At 45.5% G+C, this 16,623-nt stretch carries 14 protein-coding genes; all 14 read right to left on the reverse strand.

The window, feature by feature from the left end; genetic code table 11:
• Window positions 1–12 precede the first annotated feature (12 nt).
• The 14 genes from G4D54_20615 to G4D54_20680 all read right to left on the reverse strand — a co-directional run bounded on the left by G4D54_20615 (window position 13) and on the right by G4D54_20680 (window position 16,623).
• The gene (locus G4D54_20615; protein QJA04667.1) at window positions 13–834 is read right to left on the reverse strand and encodes a sugar phosphate isomerase/epimerase; all 822 of its coding nucleotides are present in this window, start codon (window positions 832–834) and stop codon (window positions 13–15) included.
• Window positions 824–3,580 carry a sigma 54-interacting transcriptional regulator gene (locus G4D54_20620; GenBank protein QJA04668.1) on the reverse strand — a complete coding sequence of 919 codons (2,757 nt, stop codon included), beginning with the start codon at window positions 3,578–3,580 and terminating at the stop codon, window positions 824–826. Before G4D54_20620 ends, G4D54_20615 begins: the two co-directional genes overlap by 11 nt.
• 279 nt (window positions 3,581–3,859) lie before the next feature.
• Complete coding sequence (locus tag G4D54_20625; GenBank protein ID QJA05249.1) at window positions 3,860–5,380, reverse strand: ATP-binding protein; 1,521 nt, start codon at window positions 5,378–5,380, stop codon at window positions 3,860–3,862.
• Between the two features lie 345 nt (window positions 5,381–5,725).
• Window positions 5,726–6,721, reverse strand: coding sequence for a phage tail protein (locus tag G4D54_20630; GenBank protein QJA04669.1), 996 nt, complete (start codon window positions 6,719–6,721; stop codon window positions 5,726–5,728).
• A gap of 21 nt (window positions 6,722–6,742) precedes the next feature.
• On the reverse strand, window positions 6,743–8,662 hold the full coding sequence (locus tag G4D54_20635; protein QJA04670.1) for a hypothetical protein: 1,920 nt from the start codon (window positions 8,660–8,662) through the stop codon (window positions 6,743–6,745).
• Between the two features lie 160 nt (window positions 8,663–8,822).
• Window positions 8,823–11,540 (reverse strand): hypothetical protein, encoded by a 2,718-nt coding sequence (locus G4D54_20640; GenBank protein ID QJA04671.1) that lies wholly within the window; start codon window positions 11,538–11,540, stop codon window positions 8,823–8,825.
• Between the two features lie 53 nt (window positions 11,541–11,593).
• Window positions 11,594–11,887 carry a GPW/gp25 family protein gene (locus tag G4D54_20645; protein ID QJA05250.1) on the reverse strand — a complete coding sequence of 98 codons (294 nt, stop codon included), beginning with the start codon at window positions 11,885–11,887 and terminating at the stop codon, window positions 11,594–11,596.
• A gap of 82 nt (window positions 11,888–11,969) precedes the next feature.
• Window positions 11,970–12,731, reverse strand: coding sequence for a hypothetical protein (locus G4D54_20650; GenBank protein QJA04672.1), 762 nt, complete (start codon window positions 12,729–12,731; stop codon window positions 11,970–11,972).
• 4 nt (window positions 12,732–12,735) lie between these two features.
• On the reverse strand, window positions 12,736–13,011 hold the full coding sequence (locus tag G4D54_20655; GenBank protein QJA05251.1) for a hypothetical protein: 276 nt from the start codon (window positions 13,009–13,011) through the stop codon (window positions 12,736–12,738).
• 785 nt (window positions 13,012–13,796) lie between these two features.
• The gene (locus tag G4D54_20660) at window positions 13,797–14,399 is read right to left on the reverse strand and encodes a hypothetical protein (GenBank protein QJA04673.1); all 603 of its coding nucleotides are present in this window, start codon (window positions 14,397–14,399) and stop codon (window positions 13,797–13,799) included.
• A 4-nt stretch (window positions 14,400–14,403) separates the two neighbouring features.
• Window positions 14,404–15,180, reverse strand: coding sequence for a hypothetical protein (locus G4D54_20665; protein QJA04674.1), 777 nt, complete (start codon window positions 15,178–15,180; stop codon window positions 14,404–14,406).
• Complete coding sequence (locus G4D54_20670; GenBank protein QJA04675.1) at window positions 15,167–15,580, reverse strand: phage tail protein; 414 nt, start codon at window positions 15,578–15,580, stop codon at window positions 15,167–15,169. Before G4D54_20670 ends, G4D54_20665 begins: the two co-directional genes overlap by 14 nt.
• Window positions 15,581–15,791: 211 nt before the next feature.
• Window positions 15,792–16,181, reverse strand: a complete 390-nt coding sequence (locus G4D54_20675; protein ID QJA04676.1) for a phage tail assembly protein — start codon at window positions 16,179–16,181, stop codon at window positions 15,792–15,794.
• A 10-nt stretch (window positions 16,182–16,191) separates the two neighbouring features.
• Window positions 16,192–16,623, reverse strand: coding sequence for a phage tail protein (locus G4D54_20680; protein QJA04677.1), 432 nt, complete (start codon window positions 16,621–16,623; stop codon window positions 16,192–16,194).

A 16,623-nucleotide genomic window follows, 5' to 3' on the forward strand; every position in this document is an offset into this window, starting at 1 on the left:
TTCTCCCTCCTTTCACTCCTCAAAGCTTTTCAGCGTTTTCATTTCCGCAGACCATGGTTTTTCATAATACCTTTGGGTTGCCGTTTCCAGTGACAGATATCCCGGATAGCCATATTCCTCAAGGACAGCAAGATCCGCTTTCAGATCACGGCTACCATCCCCCCAGGCCAGATGACCGGTCGGATTCCCATCCACAAAGTGAATATGGACAATATCGCTGCCGAAGGCCTCGAAGTATTCCCGGGGTGTATGTCCCATACGTGCCATTGCCCCAAAATCGATACACACCTTGAGACAGCTGCTTCCAACCTCGTTTCGATATCGCTGGATGTCCTGAATTGTATTCACAAGACGCGATTCCTCCGGCTGGAGAGCTTCCAGAGCCAGAATCACATTTCTCTTTTTTGCATAATCTGTGATTCTCTTCATCATAACGACGGAGCGATTCCATGCTTCCTCCACCGTTTCACTGTAATAGCACCATCCGCTGGTCACCAGAACCTGACGACATTCAAGCTCACATGCGATATCAATCATCTGCCGGTAATAGTTGAGTACCTCTTCCTGACGATGCTTCTGCTTGACTGCGATATTGTTCGGCTTTGGGTTTGTCTGTTCCGGACAGATGCCGATGATGGTTATCTGATAGCGATCGCACAGCTTCTTCAGCTGTTCCGGCGAGTCATGACGGCGGGCATCCACATAATAATGCATGGGACCGCTCCACAGCTCCACATAATGCATGCCCAGCTTATGGACGGATTGAAAGAAATTCTCCAGCTCATAAAAGCGGTAATGGCAGTTCATCGCACAGAGTCTGTCTTTAAAATTCATCTTCTCCTCCTGCCTTTCGTACATCATTTTCTATATATTCAAAGAGATATGCTATTTCCGATAGGGGCAGCTTGACATGGTAGTGCTGCAGCATAACCTCAAAGCTCCGGTTGACATCCGCAATAAAGTCCTCATGCTGTTTCTCAAAGGATGACAGGTCTGTATATTTTTCCAATGCCGTTTTTGTGACCAGACGTTCCACCAGGAAACAGATATGAATATAAATGCCGACAATGGTCTTGCTTTGAAACTTACGACCCATCGTATGCTGAAGCGCACTGACGGAGTCACTGACATAATCCAGCAGCTTATCTGCATTCAGAATCGTGATATTTTCCATGACTGACTGCATGGAGAAATTTTTCAACAGCTGACGGTCAAATTCTTCAATTTCCTCTTCCTTCAGATATGGCCGAAATACCTGATTCAGCTGTTCGATATGTTCGAAATTCATGATATCCTCCAGCGTCACACTATTGACCTTTTTTAGCTTCAGCGAATACGGCTTGATCATCAACACCACATCATATCTGTGAAATAAAATGTCCTCTGCCTTATTTTTCATCAGCTCATCATATTCATAGGAAATCATTTTCAAATCAATGGGACGCGGCAGACTGTTTTTGAATAATCGGCACAGCTTTTCTGAAATGACCATACCGGCATCATTTGTGAATACGATTGCTTTTTCCTTCTTCGCCTCTGAGAGTACCTTGTAATTGCATTGATTTTCTGCACAGGCCGTTTCCAGCAGATTCTCCAATTCGTAGTGCTGCTGTATCTTCATACCGATATTCAGAGCAAGTGAGGTGGAAATATTATTGATCACACCGACATTCACACTGTCTGCAATCACCTCGCCGATTCCCTCCAGTGACCCCATATCGACAAGCAGGATAATGTTTTTCAGATGCGGATTTTCTTCAATGAAATCGTTCAGCTTGTCGCTGATTTCCTGTACCGGTGTATTCAGCGGCATATCGATAGCTTCAAACGTATAAGAGTTCAGCAGCGAATTTGCGGCATCGGCAATAGAGCTTGCGGTAGAGTACCCGTGACTCAATATGATACCCACAGTATCTTGAGAGCGGATATCACGATTGTAGAAGTTGATATTCAGCATCAGAAAGATACGGTTCATTTCCGACAAGCGCATGTTGATATTGGAATGCAGCTGTCTGGCAATGGATTCCGTCAGAATATATTCATTGCTCATATTCTCTGCCATTTTCTTTAGACAGCGCTGTATTTCCTTCTGGTGATCCTGTTCCCACTGATGCAGGGAGGAGGTGTTTTTCTGCGCAGAGACGAGCATTCTCGCCAGTACATAGGCACAGTTGATCGGCAGATTGATATTTTTCATGAGCTTCACGCTGTTCAGCACACCGATGACTATTTTCTCCATAGCCTCCAGTCGGCCGTCATAGTACGTTTCCTGAAAAACAAGGATATCGTAGTAGTAGCGCAAGGCCTTCTGCCCCTGTTCCAGAAAGCTGGTAAAGGCATGTGTATCCATGCAGGTTTCTTCAAATGCCTGCAGCAGCTGTTCCCACATGATGAGGATTTTACTGCCGGCTGCGTTTTTCTCCACTGCGTCTATGCGAATCAGAGAATCACTGTCCCTGCTGTTTTTTTCCACCTTAAGATGATCGAGCAGCTGAACAGGCAGGTGATACAGGCAGATGTCCATGCGCTGGTTTGATACACAGTCCGCAAATGCATTGGCACATATGGTACGGATACATCTTCGCAGTTCATCGATATTGCTTTCAAAATGGCAGCTCATCAGGAAATGCTGAAGACGCTTTGATATATAAATCGTGCGTTCCAGACGTGCCTGTTCTTCCTGAAAAAATTTAATAACGAATTCCAGACGCTCCTCCTCGTTGCGTTCCTGAAAGGATGGGATGGAACAGATAACAGGAATGCTGAGCAGCAGGCTATGACAGAAAGCCGTATGCGGATCTTCACTGGTGGAGAGAATCAGATGGACACGGGATTCAATCTGTGCCTGATCATCCTGCATTCTCGTAAATTTATTTCTGCTTAAATAGTCGGCCAGCTTTTCCTGACATTCCTCACTCAGATGACTGGCGTCCTCTATACAGAGGATGCCTTCATCTGCCTCCTCCAGCAGTCCCCGCTCTGCCGCTTTCCCATCTGCGGCACCTTTTCCAAACAGCTCCTCCATCTGCCTGACTTTATCCTCACCGCGAAATGCCTTTTTGCGAAGCAGCGGTATCTCTTTTCTCGTGGAGGTCATGTGATTCAGACAGTATTCATGTGTGAGTCGTACCAGATAGGATTTTCCACATCCCATTTCCCCATGGAGAATGACAGGTAATCCTCCCTGCGGATAGGAGAGGGCGGTTTTCAGCTGTGCAATCGGGTATTGCAGGCTGCCGTCACAGCCGATTGCTTTTTGAAAATCCTGCAGCTTGGGACTGTTCCGGTGCAGCTCCTTCATAAGCTCACCCAGACTCAGATATTCACAGCTTTTTAATTCCAGCTGATACTTGCGTTCCAGCACACTGCGATCCATATAATAGACGGGACGCGTACTGATTTTTATGATACGCTCATCCTTCACCAGCTCATTGAGATACTGGGAGGTTAAGGAGCGGGAGATGTTTAAAGCACTGCTGATACTGATTGTTGTAAAACCGCCCAGCTCATTCATGCGCAAGCCCCGGGTAATTTTCTGCAGATATTCCAGAATCTGCAATTTTGATGTTGTGATATTCATGAAAGCACCTCACTTTTCCGGTACCGCTTGTTTACGATACCATTATAGAAATTCACATTGCACTGTGTCATCAGAGTCCTGTATTTTTGACACTGCGCAATGTTTCCATTCTAACTCAAACACTAAAGCGGTTTCAACACTATACAGTGTTGATTTAAAAGACACTGTTGAAATGGGGGCAACAGTGTCTGTTTGAATTTATATATTCCAGTGTTTGGTATTTCCAATCAAAGATTACAAAGTCTGATGCTTTCTTTCTGCTTCTGTAATCATAGATAATCATGATTCTGTATGAAGGAATTTCATTATCTCAACAGGAATCTGCTCCTGCCGTTTATTATATTCCAGTTTGACTGCTTTCAAGATATGTTCCAGAGTAAGAAAAGCTTTACCTTCCATTCTCCAATAACAAGCAGCATTGACTGCAACATTTTCAATTTGCGCCAGAGTCAGATTCAGGTGCTCTGCAAGCCAGGTGCAGGGAAGCTCCGTTTTCAAAGGGATACCTGAAAAACAGACTCTCCATTTTTCAGCTTTAACAGTTTTATCAGGTAGTGGAAACCGAATCATGACCGTTATGCGCCTTAAAAAAGCATCGTCGAAATTCTGAAGGATATTGGTTGTCAGAATCACAATGCCCTGATACTGCTCTATTTCCTGCAGCAGAAAGGCCGTTGCACTATTCGCATATTTATCATTTGAAGAGGCTAGGGCTGTTCGCTTTCCAAACAGTACATCCGCTTCATCAAACAACAGGATACAATTATTTCTCTGAGCATTTCTGAACATTTCCCGCAGGTGTTTTTCACTTTCTCCGACATATTTATCCATAATCATCGAAAGATCAACCTGCCATACCGGAAGGTCAGCTTCCTTTCCCAGGATTCTGGCAGCCAGGGTTTTACCGGTTCCGCTGGGGCCGTGAAACAAGACGATACAGGCATGTATTCTTTCCTGTACATGATAGCTAGTATCCCCCATATGCTGAATCCTGAATAAAATATAACGCAGCTGTTCCTTTAGGTCATCACTACCCAGCCAGTCCTCCCATTGCGCATCATGAGGCAGTACTTTATAAAGCGGAGATGTGAGGTCTCTTGAAATTATATCCATATGATAATTTTTCAATCCGCTTCCCTCCGGATCAATTTTTTTATAATTCACCATATCCTGCGGTGTCATATGAAGATAAGATTTAACCCATGTCTTTTCCCAAAGAAAGAAACTCATTGTCTGTAAATCTTCTGCAGATAAATACAGAGGTAACTGAATAACAGGATATTTGTTTGTGAATGACGACTCAGCAGAAATAATAACAGGGATCTTGACATAGCTAAAAAAATAATCTAGAAAGGAAATCTCTTCTTTGAGCAGATCCTTTGCAGTATCCAGATAAACAATACCTCCATTCAGTAGTCTGCAAAAAAAGGCAATACAATACAATATTCGAAGTCGTTCCTTTTGATCTGCCTGCTTCCATGCAATACCAGATAGTAAAAACACAGATTCTTCGAGAATTTTTGCACACCGCAATACTAAGGTTCGCTTTCCTGCATGTGCTTCTGCAGCCAGAATACAGGATTTTTTCAATGTTATATTCTTCAGCAGTTCTGCTTGCTGTTCTTTATAAATTGGAGCAAATGTCTGCTGGGATACTTCCATATATTGAAACGCCTTATGCTGAGCCAAACAGCCGCTGAGCAGATAGTATAAAGCATAAGAATGTAATTTAATCGGCGTCATCATCAGATAAGTTCCTTCATTACGCTGAAAAAGCATATCTTCATTCAAAAAAGCCATACAGACAGCCGCTGCATCTACAGGTAATGGTTGCATTGCAGAATACCATGATAGAATGACGCCTAGAGGAAGAAAGGATGCCTTTGTTTGTTTATATACATAAGAGGATAAAGCTGTGTCTGTCTCATAAAGAAAGGCACACAGAAGCAGAAAGTACAACATATCTTCCAGCTGAAACTGTTCCTTCACATAAAGAAAATTCGGTTTTGGATAATCAGAAGGCTTCTGAAGCTCCTGAAATAATACAGCAAGCTCTTTTGGTTTTTCCTCAGCCTGAAGCAGTTCAGATAATTCCAGACATTTCTTTAGGTATTCCTGATTACTCACCTGCATACCGTAATCACCTCATCTCATAATATCCACATAATCCAATTCAGCAGTGTCCATCACTCGGTCTGCTTCCCACAACGCTGCTGTAACACCAAGGAAGGCATTCTCATCCATATAGGACTGCCTTGTAAAATGCACATGAGCCACTGCATTCGCTGGTACCTCCTGTTGAAAAAACGACAACAGCTTCCGCTTTTGCCTCACAGGTAAGCAAGGTACAAACACATGCAGAGTACGCTTCTTTATCTGCATACATATGTTAATGTGAAACAAGAACTTCACCAGCTCAAAAAGATAACGCAGACTGCCCTTTTCCTGATAAATTTGATTCCATAAAGCCGGAAGCCCGCGCAGTGCAGACAGCTCTGCATACTCCTGAAAGTGCTCCAGTCCCAGCCATGTAAGCAGTTCACGAAGATGCTCCTCATCCGCACAAAGCGGATCCAGCTGCTCATAAAATTGATCAATTTCCTGTTCCAGAGAGAGATACACATCCTTGAATATAGACAAATACGCATCCAGCGTAGGGTTGTTTCGGTATACATATGGCAGATATTCACTAAACAAAACGGCCGGATAGCTTAATTCATAGCCGATGAATTGGAGTGTATTGCCTTTCGGCTTGCGGACCTGAAAGCAGAAGATAAGATAGCGTCCCTCACTTGCTTCCTCCCTGCCATACAGCAGCAGGTCCTGTTTGCTTTTTGTAAATCCATTCTGCCGGATGACATGAAAACGATCCAATACAGAAAAATCAAGCAGCTGCTCTCTTGTGGAAGCAGAATCAAACATCCAGACGGATACCTGCAGTTCCCACAGCTGGACAAAATGCAGGTGTAGTTCATCCCAGGTCCCCTTCACTTCACCACAGTCAAAGACGTCACTGACATAAACAGCCTCATCGTTTTGTATGCCCATGCATAAGGCACCGTTCGTGAGCGGTGTAAAACCGATCCATGCCCCCTGCAGGCTCATATCCTTATTCGATTGGTAGCTCAACGCTTCCCGCACATCATCACCTCATTTAATTTATTATAAGCAATGCGTAATCACAACATCCGCAAGCACGTAGGATACAGCAGCCTCATAGCGCAATACTTCACTTTCTCTATCTGTCTGAAAACAGCAGCGGATACAATCCAGTGAACATTGATCTCTCAGTTCCTGTCGAAGCTCATCCGCAGCAGCATCCACTTCTTCCTGCTGGCAGCGCTTCATATATGTTTTACAAAGCGCCTCCGCCTGTTTCTGTATCTGCCAAGAAACTGAGTTCGCAGCCTGCAGCTGAATCACTGTCCTTTTCAGCTTAATATCCTGTACACTCACATCATCTGTAAAGGGAAGATGCTGTTCCACAAGGTGCTGTACATAAGTCTGATAGCTTGGCATATGGCAGGCATGATCACAGCTATCCAGAATATAGAGCATCCATTTTCCAGGCATGCTCTGTATGCGAACCTCCATCAGGGATAGCAGCGGATATTGCAGAAGAAATTCCTTAAGCTTCTCCTTATGAAAGAAGATACCGCCGTATATCATGGCTTGCTCATACAGAGATGCAGACAGGGCATTGCATCCATTCATATGCGGATGATAAATCCGAACCGTTTCCCTATGCAGGGTAACCGGCTTTGACAGCTGTTCAAAAGCGGTGAAGAACAAGCCGTTCTCCATGGCTTTAGGGAGCTGAAAATCTCGGCCGTTTCCCATGATGATGCCTGTTTCGTCGCGATAGCAGCCCATTGCACCATTGGCCTTCTCATAACGATCAATGACTACGCCATCCTGCCATATACCCTGTGCAACCTGAAAAGCAAGACGATATGTTGATGCAGGGGCAATATCAATACGCTGTGAGCTGATTCCGTTTATCGTAAAGGTGGATACCAGCTCTTTCAGCTTCTCTCGCTGTGCAACCAGCCTTGCGAAAATCGCATCAGATGGAAGCTTCTCCCAGTAAAAGTGACTGGCAGTTCTTGTCTGCACTCTTCGGCAGGGATGCTGAACCCATCGTCCATCCAACTTCTGTATCTGCAGTATGTAGTTCTCCTTTGCGATATCCTCTGCAATCCGCAGTTCTGTTTCCTCCAGACTTGACAGCATCCATGTTTTTGCTAATGTACTGACAGCCTGCAGCAGAATCACATTCATCCAGACAGCCTGTAAACCGATTGGATGATCATAGCACGTTTCTTTTATTCGCAGACGCAGCCAGAATCCGTTTTCCTCAAAGCAGGTGGTTACCGCCATATCCTTACCCGGACGAAACCGTAGCTCACCACTGTTTAGCAGCGCATGGGTATCATCCTGAACATCACAGGCGTTCTGCCAGCCGTGAATACTGAAATAGTCCACCTGCATATCCACCAGCTTCGGCCATTCCAGTCCGTATACTTGCTCACAGGAATTTTCCACACAGATGTAAAAGGAGGAAACAGCATCGCGTGGCAGCGGATTCTTCAGACGAAGGTAGAGCATACAGGCATCCTCACTCAAAGGCAGTGTATAGGTTCCCTCCAGCGATCGAAGCAGCTCTGTAATCTGTTCTGAATGGTACCCGTTCTGTACATAGATGGAGCATATTTCATTAGGAACCAGGTGATAGGCATGCTCTGCTTCCAGTGTCAGATAATCCTCACCCAATGCTATGGAAAACGGCGTACCCTTTTGTAAATCGACAGGGTGATTCGGTTGCATACGAAACGGCAGTGATCTGCAGCGAGTTTCCGGCAGCGGCTCCTGCTGAAGCAATTCATACTTCTTTTTATGCGATTCCTGCACCTGCTCACTGTAATAATTCAGCATATCCACCAGCATCACCTGCATTTCCAGCAGCGTATAGGATACATCACTGGGATATATCTCTTCTTGCTTTGTCCGCTGCTTCCATTCCTTTAGCGCATCTGCGAACAATTCCTTATAGGTATGCGTATCTAGCTTCTGTACATTCATATCTGCCTCCATTTTATGCAAGCACAATAATTCAGCCGGCTCTTTCTTGATTCCGGGTATGTGAGAAATCGTACAGCTCTGCATAACCGATATTGACCGATTATTTTGTATCTCATTCCCCTTCCTGTACCTTACATTGAGAAAGAACCATTTCGCCCTCTTACATTCTACTTATGCTGTGTTCTTTTTCATCTGCCCTTCGCACTACCCGCACATTGGAAACCCGCATGATTCCCTGCTTGATATGCCGCAAAGCATGCAGCGGCTGTACCCTCGTGGATGGTGAGGAATGTACACGGCCTCTGATTTCACAGCAGACAATGTGCAGACCCGGCAGAGCATTTCGTACAACATGCACAATTACCTGCTCTTCACAATACATTCCGATTCTCCACCCATCCCCGTTTCTGCCATGTACAGGATGCAGGTACTCCCTGATCACTGCCTCCACCTGACGGTCGATATCCATATCCTCATGCTCTATCGTCAGCTGGATATTCAAAAGGATTTCGATAGGAGAACATATGTTAATTTTAAACGGAAAGGTATCCGGAAGCTGTTGTACAAGTACCTCCTCCACCTGCTTTTTCCGTTCACTAGTTTGTATAGAAAATACTTCCGTTTCCCATAACACCGCCACATGAACGATGTGCTGTTCCACTAAGCAGCTGACGTCCTGCAGATCGCAGAAGCACTCCATCAGAAATTCCTCCATATCGCGCAGTGTCTGTATATGCATGTGGTTTTTAGATTGCGCAAGGCGCTTCATCAGATGTGCATCCGTCTCCTTTTTTCTCTGCCATACGGAGTCGCTCAGTGTACGGATAGAGGAAATCCGCTGCATGCTTTGCGCCGGAAATACGACAGTCCCCTGTGGCAAAGCTTCTGCGGCAGACTCCTTACGGCAGAGGAGCCTTATTTCAATATGCTCATTCTGCAGACAGCCAGGAAATGTCTTACGATAAAAGGTTACAATATGCTGTTCCTCATCATATAGCACCCTGCGTTCTGCAAGTTGCTCAGCTTCAGCCACAAATGTACAGCTCTCCCAGCACTCCTGTACACGGAATTGCACTTCCTGTACATCGCCTTGGCAATGGACAGATACGGGAAGCTCATGGAAATGAAGTGTTTTTTCTATTGTGAATTCATCGTTTCCCTCAACGTATACGCAGTTTTCATATATGCGGCAGATACGGTTATCCCAATGCCCCTTTTCCTTTCGCACCTGTATCCAGTATCCGCTTTTTCCAAAGCGTTCCTTTGCCTTCACCGTGGAAGGAAAAAACATGCTGAGTAGCCCGCTGTGCGAAAATCCGCCGGTTTCATCCTCTACGGAAAGCTTTATCTCTCCATCCTCTCCATCTATCAGAAACTGTACATCCTGGCTGCTGTCAAAGGACTGCAGCAGCTCCACAAACATACGGCAGGGACCAATGCCGGGCTTTTGATTCAGCAGAAGGAACATCGTATCCAGCTTCACAGGGAAGGACGGAAACAAGAGAAATGTCTGCCCGATGCTGATATCCTCCTGCTGCCCATTTGCCCACAGTAGAATTTTATCTGGAGTGATGCGTTGATTTCCATAATCAAACTGCCAGCGTGAATGCGAAATCACAGGTATATGATGATAAGCGGGAAGCTGATAGCAATTTTCAGCCTTCGTAATCATCAGACGGAACCAGTAGCTTTCTATCCCGTCATAAACAAAGGGACACATATCCCTGGGACAGGTAAACTGAACACTGCAGGATTCCCTGGGCTGGTGAAAAAAATCCTTTGAAAAACGGACTTCATTCAGCTTTACCCACTCCCCGTTGAAATATTCCAGACGCACGCCATCCACAAAGACATCGTACACGATCTGCTGTCTGGGCAGCCTGCGCATGAAAAGGTGATAATCTGTTTCTTCGATGAGCTCTTTTCCTGCCGTATATACCACTTCCTCTGTGGAAAACTTCCATGTCAGCGCTGCATTAAGGCGTGTGAATACCTCATCACAGCGCATATAGCATGTTTGAAATATGGAAATTGGAGCATCTGCGAGAGGAAAATGTCCGGGATTTTCTTCCATATCCTGTACACTGATACTATCCGGATAAGAGGATGCAGGTGGAATCCGCAGAAAAATGCTGTCGATATATAGAGAAGGCAGTGTCATGACATCAAATACCTCCATGGTAAACACGAGAGTTCCCTCGGAAATCGGAAAGGCTTCATGAAAGTGAAAGCACAGATGATCTTCATCCTGCATAAGCGTCCAGTCATCGCGCACCTCGTCTTCCCAGCAGATGCTCCATCGTACACTGGCAGAGGTCAGCCATGTCAGAAAGGATTTTTTCTGCGCTTGCGCTGTTTCAAAATATACCTCGCAAACCGGATGCTTCCTGCGTTTAAAGATATTTCCAACACAAAACTGCAGCGCATACCGCTGTATGCTTTCTTCTGTCTGTTGAACCAACGGTATATCTTTACACACAGGAATGTGCGTGATCGAGCGATGCTCAGGATCGGCAAAAAACACCTCCTGTATGGATGTATGCTGCAGGCAGATATCCTCCTTTACCTTTACCGGCAGCAAAGCGCTTCCCTGAATATAGAAGTGGGTATCTTTCTTTACCAGCACACCCTGATACGCTAAAGAGGGATGAAGTTGCAGGCAGGTCATAAAGGGGGAGGCATACAGGCGCTGATAAGGCATGCGGTTCACATACAGACGGTGATGAACATCCATCATTTGCTGCAAAGCCTTTTGTGTATTCAGTAGCATTTGAATTCCGATATCCTGAATAATCGTCGCAGGATCCGTTTCATCAGCCTGCCACTGTTCAAGATATGCCATTTGCCGCGCTTTCTGCAGTGCTTTTAAATCGGTCACAGCTTTCCCTCCTTTAACGTTCTCCTAAATGGTTGACAGTATGCGCAAAACAGTTATCCGCTTTCCAAAGCCAGGGGATACTGTAACGCATCTCGCTTGCTATGCTCAGTACAGAGGTAGGAAATCGTAATCAGCAATACTGCATCCTCTCTTTGAAAGTCGACCTCAATATCTGTAATGCGCGGTTCCCATGTATGCAGGGATGCGATAATTTCCCGGCGGATCATTTCTTCCGTTTCAACGCTTTGATTCTCAAAGACATAGTCCTTAAGACGGCTGCCGAAAGAAGGCAGCATCCATCTCTCCTGAACATGGGTCGATAGAATCAGAAACACGCTGTTTCGAATGAGCTGTCTTTCATCACACAAAGATGAATGGTGTGTCCATGGATCAATTTGAAAGGGAAAGGAAAGCGTCGTATCCTGCGTTTTATCCAAGTTTAACGATGCCTCCCTGTACTTCGGTGATTCCGCTTGCAGAGATTTTCACGCTGGAATTTCCCTTGATTCCGACCTCCAGCTTTGCCTCCAGATTCACCTTCTGAGCACTGAGTTTTGTATCCATGGTGGTTTCACTTGTCAGCGCCTGTCCTTTGATCTGCAGCTTTTTACCTTCGATGCAGATAGTTCCATCCTTCTTCATGGTGATACTGCCCTCACCGCAGACCAGCTTTAATTCTTTTTCCGCATCCAGCTTCACACAGCCGTTTTTGCCATCCAGCAGCAACGAGCTGTCCTTCAGCTGCAGCTGCAGCTGCTGTTCCTTTTCATCCAGTTGCATAGCGGTATCCTGGCAGGTGATTTCTGCTTTTGCGGCATTCTCCTCATCCCAGAGCGAAAGCTTCATTCCGTTTTTCATAAGCCACTGCTTCTGTTCATTCTTCTCACTGCAGCCCTCCCAGATGGAAGCATCACCGGGGGCAATACAGCCGATGGCAACCGCTCTTCGCATATGCTCTCCGCTAAACATGACCATCACCTGATCTCCGATTTCGGCACGGCACAGAAAACCGTAGCTCTTACCGCCATATGGCAGCAGCAGCTCCACATCCTCCAGTATATCCTCTCCCTTTTTCATGTACGGAAGTTGTACATGCAGGGTTGCTTTTTTCTCATCCGTTCCATATCCGCATACTGTCGCAATTACCATATTGCGGAAACTATTTTGTTCATCCATATGCATCAGATCCATAATTTCATCCTTTCTCTATGACAGCTTCCCATTCACTGTAGGCACTTGTATCGTCAATGTGGTGCAGCATGTGCGTTACATAGCCTTTCTTTTGTTCACCATCTCCGCTTTTTGGAAGTACCAGTTCATCACCGCATTGCAGCCACGGCAGAAACACACACTGTCCATTTACCTTTGCATAGCTGTTTTCTACTTCCTTTTTCATACCGGCAACCATGCAGTTCAGTTCTTCTATATCATGAAAGCCGTCATCCACCACACTTGTGGAGGTATGCTTCAAAATGCCGGACAGTTTTTTTGTATAAGGCAGGGACGATAGGGTAACGCTCTCCTGTACGACTTTCTTCTCCTCATAGCCATCGCAGGTTGCGACTGTAAGCGTACCAATCAGATCCTGTATCGTATATAGCAGCTCCACCTGCTGCACTTCCTGCGCAGCATCCAGCTCCATCATTTCTTTGGACGCTGTATAACGCGGTTCAAAATGCAGCGTATCTCCCCGCATATAGCAGGTATACAAAGCCTGCATGCACAGCTTCTCCAGAATATCGAAATCACTGCAGCCCATCACCGGCCATATGGAATCCATGGAGTGAGGCAAGGGTGTCATCGCAAGGGATGCGTAATATTCCGCATACAGCGGTGTTTCCAAAATATCCTGCAGCAATGCATTCTTCATTTTTCCGCTTTCCACAGCTGATCGCTTGTGCAGCATCATCAGTCCCTTCACATCCTGTGCATAGATTTCCAGCTCCTGCAGCTGCGCATGTCCACTTTCACGCAGGGTCATCGTGTGAACATATCCCTGAAAAATAAGCTTTTCCTTCTTCTGATATCCTCCAAAAACGCTAAGACATGCCCCGCTTTGCAGATTGCTCAAAACCTCACCGGCATCCGTTATATCACAAAATAAAACCTCGGCTGTATTCGTTTTCAGCTCGCATGTTGTATCAATGTGCATACGGCTCAGACTCAGCGCCCCCGGATACAGCTGTCTGCCATCAACCTTTACGGTACAGGTCAGCTTTTCAAATCCGGAATTGGATGCTTTTAATTCACTCAGCTTCATAATCTGGCCTTTTTGACATTTTGTTTGCGGGCGATTTGTTTCCAGTCGTCGCTTTCCTTGAAGCTGCGCATGGATTCCAGGAAAGAGGTATGCTCCATAAGTTCACCGTTTTCTTTCGGCTCTGCTTCCGCTATCTGTTCTCCGTAATATTCTCCGGCAATGGATATGGAAACCTCCGCACGCACAGGAACTCCGGATGGTGAAAACATCGTATAGCGGACATCAATTTTTTCCAGAATCCCAATCACACAAATCGAACTCCAGGTAAAACATATTTTTTTCAGGTTTTCTTTCGTCTCCACACCGACATTTGTATAGGGATACAGCTTACGGATATAGGAGCGTACATCCTCATAGCTTTTTTGTGAAAGAGAGGTAAAGGTGTTGTAAAAAAGTGTTGTGGAAAGATGCAGAACCTGTTTATCCTTTTTTGTTTCCACCGGATTGACATGAGGATCGCCTGTTCCCTTTTCCATATCATATAAAGATGCAACAGCCTCACTGATTGCAATCTCGTTCGGATTAAACTGTACATGAAATGAATTTGATCCGGGTTTTCCGCTATCATCTACATTGGACAGTTTTGCCTTCGTCAGCATGTCGCTACCTCCTTCCCTCACGCAGACGCTCCCGCTTTGTTCTGCGCTCCACTTCGCGTATCACCGTGTTTACCAGTGTATTCATATCGTTACGCTGTACAGCTGCACGATGCTCTGGTTCACGTTCTACATGCATCTCATCTCTGCTTTTTTCTGAAATGACCTCTCGCTGCAGCTGTATTTTCTCACGATGGATCAGTGCCCTGCTCTGCTGGTATATCACAGGAATAAGCACCTGCTTCCATGACTGTGAAGACAGTGTCGTAAACAAGGAAGATCTGAACAGGCTACCGGCATAGGAGTACTGTGAAAGGCGGTTCATATGCGTGTTCAGGCAGTTTTTTATCTCTCTGTTATGTAAGTAGCTTACAGCCAGCTCTTTTGCTTTCGCAGGATGGTACTTATAATAGCTCTTTTCCTCCAGCAGACGCTGCTCTGCCAGCCGTTCGATAGATTGCTTAGCAAGGTGTAGCTGCAGTATTCTGGAAGGGTACTTCCTGTTTATAACTTTTTTTGACTGAATGATAAGGCTTCTTTCATCATTTTGATGATTCAGCATCAGAAAAGTCTGCGCCTGGTGTACATGCAACGTCATCATATGGTGAATATGATGGGTATGCTCTTCCTTTCGTATGACACTGCTTCTGACTTCTCTTAAAACGGTCTTCGCTTTTAAGAATGTCGGATGAAATTCATGATGCAGGGTCCGATTCAGGTGCAGTGTCATAATCGGACGAAACCTCTTCAGCTTTCGTTTCCTGCGCCAGCTATGAAAGAACATGCAGTTCTCCGTATGCCAGTGTAAAGGTGTCAATCAGTGCTTCATTCCCCTGTGCCTGCAGGGAGGATACCTCCCATTTGGATACCAGCAGGTTTTTCAGCATATAGGTTTTCATAACGGTTCTTCCATCATGTCCATAGACCTCGATCTTCATAGAATCAAGCTGCTCTCCTACCAGATAAAACGGATGAGATTGTCCGCTGTAAACACCTTTTTTCAGGGTAATCGTCCCCTGTGCAGCAGTACGTTTAGGGAAAAGGAGAACAGCATCATTCCGTCCTCCCTCCTGGTATGTTTCAACTTCGATTTCTCTGGCGATTCCGCTCAGCTCCTGAAATCCCATCATCGTATTCTGTATGGTCACACCAAAACGGTAGGCATGCAGCAATTCCATTGTCATAAATATACAGATACCGGGTGATGGTATCCTCTCCTTTTTGCTTTCATACGCACCTCCGTTAGATTATATATCAAATATACTTTCTGCTTCTCCATTCGCTCTGCGGTTGATTCTGCCAGCCTCATCACAGAACCGGTTGCGCTCAATATGCGGTAAAAGAAGAAGCTCGTCATAGGACCAGTGAAAATAATAGGCCAGGAATGATATCTGTTCATACAGTGTATCGCGGCTGTACAGACTCAGTCCTGCTGATAAAATTTATCGGTTCCGTAAACTCCTTACCGCAGTGCGGGCAGATAACACGTACCATCAAATCTTCATTATTGTTGATCGTTTCGTACATGTTCTGTAAAAAATTCACATCAGCTGTATACATATCTTCGATCATTTCCGGTGTCACGAAATCACAGCCATCCAGCTTCACAATGACTTTGCTAAGTAGAATGATGGTCGCATATTCCGGAGCTGCCTTTGCTTTCGGATGACGGGAGGCCTCAATTTCATCCTTCGCGGTCGCCAGTCTCATGAAGCCTTCCTTATGGATACCGCCATCCTCTGATCGATAGCCCTTTGGCAGCTTGAATTGATATTCTGTCTGCATATGGTTTCACCTACCCTCTGATAATCGCTTCACACGCGATATCCACGGATTCCACAGCCAGTTCATTTCCGGTTGCACTGAAATCGGAAAGCGCCAGCTTGATAGGAATCGCCTTCTGCAGCGTCCAGGAAGTAAGCACGGATTTGTGATCATCCCCCAGCAGTTCTATTTTTACATCCTCCTGCTTTACCGTAGCAGTTTGTGCGCTGTTCAGCCAGTCATAAAGTGCCTTGCTGGCGGTCAGACCGTATTTCAGTGTGACATTGCCATATTTGACGATTCCCTGCTGCTTGATTGGTGAACTGGATTCATAATTTCCTTCCCGATATTCAATCGGTTCGTAGGAGATGTCCCCTTTGGATATCTCAGAAAAGCCCATATCTCCAAGACTTCCCACGGTGACCTTATAGTTATATTTTTTAAATGGATATACGACAGCCAT

It is taken from the genome of [Clostridium] innocuum (genome assembly GCA_012317185.1).
GTDB lineage: Bacteria > Bacillota_I > Bacilli_A > Erysipelotrichales > Erysipelotrichaceae > Clostridium_AQ > Clostridium_AQ innocuum.

Bases quoted from the DNA above. Each gene is read 5' to 3' on its own strand.
- G4D54_20615 (QJA04667.1), bottom strand. From the start codon at position 834: ATGAATTTTAAAGACAGACTCTGTGCGATGAACTGCCATTACCGCTTT.
- G4D54_20620 (QJA04668.1), bottom strand. From the start codon at position 3,580: ATGAATATCACAACATCAAAATTGCAGATTCTGGAATATCTGCAGAAA.
- G4D54_20625 (QJA05249.1), bottom strand. From the start codon at position 5,380: ATGGCTTTTTTGAATGAAGATATGCTTTTTCAGCGTAATGAAGGAACT.
- G4D54_20635 (QJA04670.1), bottom strand. From the start codon at position 8,662: ATGAATGTACAGAAGCTAGATACGCATACCTATAAGGAATTGTTCGCA.
- G4D54_20650 (QJA04672.1), bottom strand. From the start codon at position 12,731: ATGGATCTGATGCATATGGATGAACAAAATAGTTTCCGCAATATGGTA.
- G4D54_20660 (QJA04673.1), bottom strand. From the start codon at position 14,399: ATGCTGACGAAGGCAAAACTGTCCAATGTAGATGATAGCGGAAAACCC.
- G4D54_20665 (QJA04674.1), bottom strand. From the start codon at position 15,180: ATGTTCTTTCATAGCTGGCGCAGGAAACGAAAGCTGAAGAGGTTTCGT.
- G4D54_20670 (QJA04675.1), bottom strand. From the start codon at position 15,580: ATGACAATGGAATTGCTGCATGCCTACCGTTTTGGTGTGACCATACAG.
- G4D54_20675 (QJA04676.1), bottom strand. From the start codon at position 16,181: ATGCAGACAGAATATCAATTCAAGCTGCCAAAGGGCTATCGATCAGAG.
- G4D54_20680 (QJA04677.1), bottom strand. From the start codon at position 16,623: ATGGCTGTCGTATATCCATTTAAAAAATATAACTATAAGGTCACCGTG.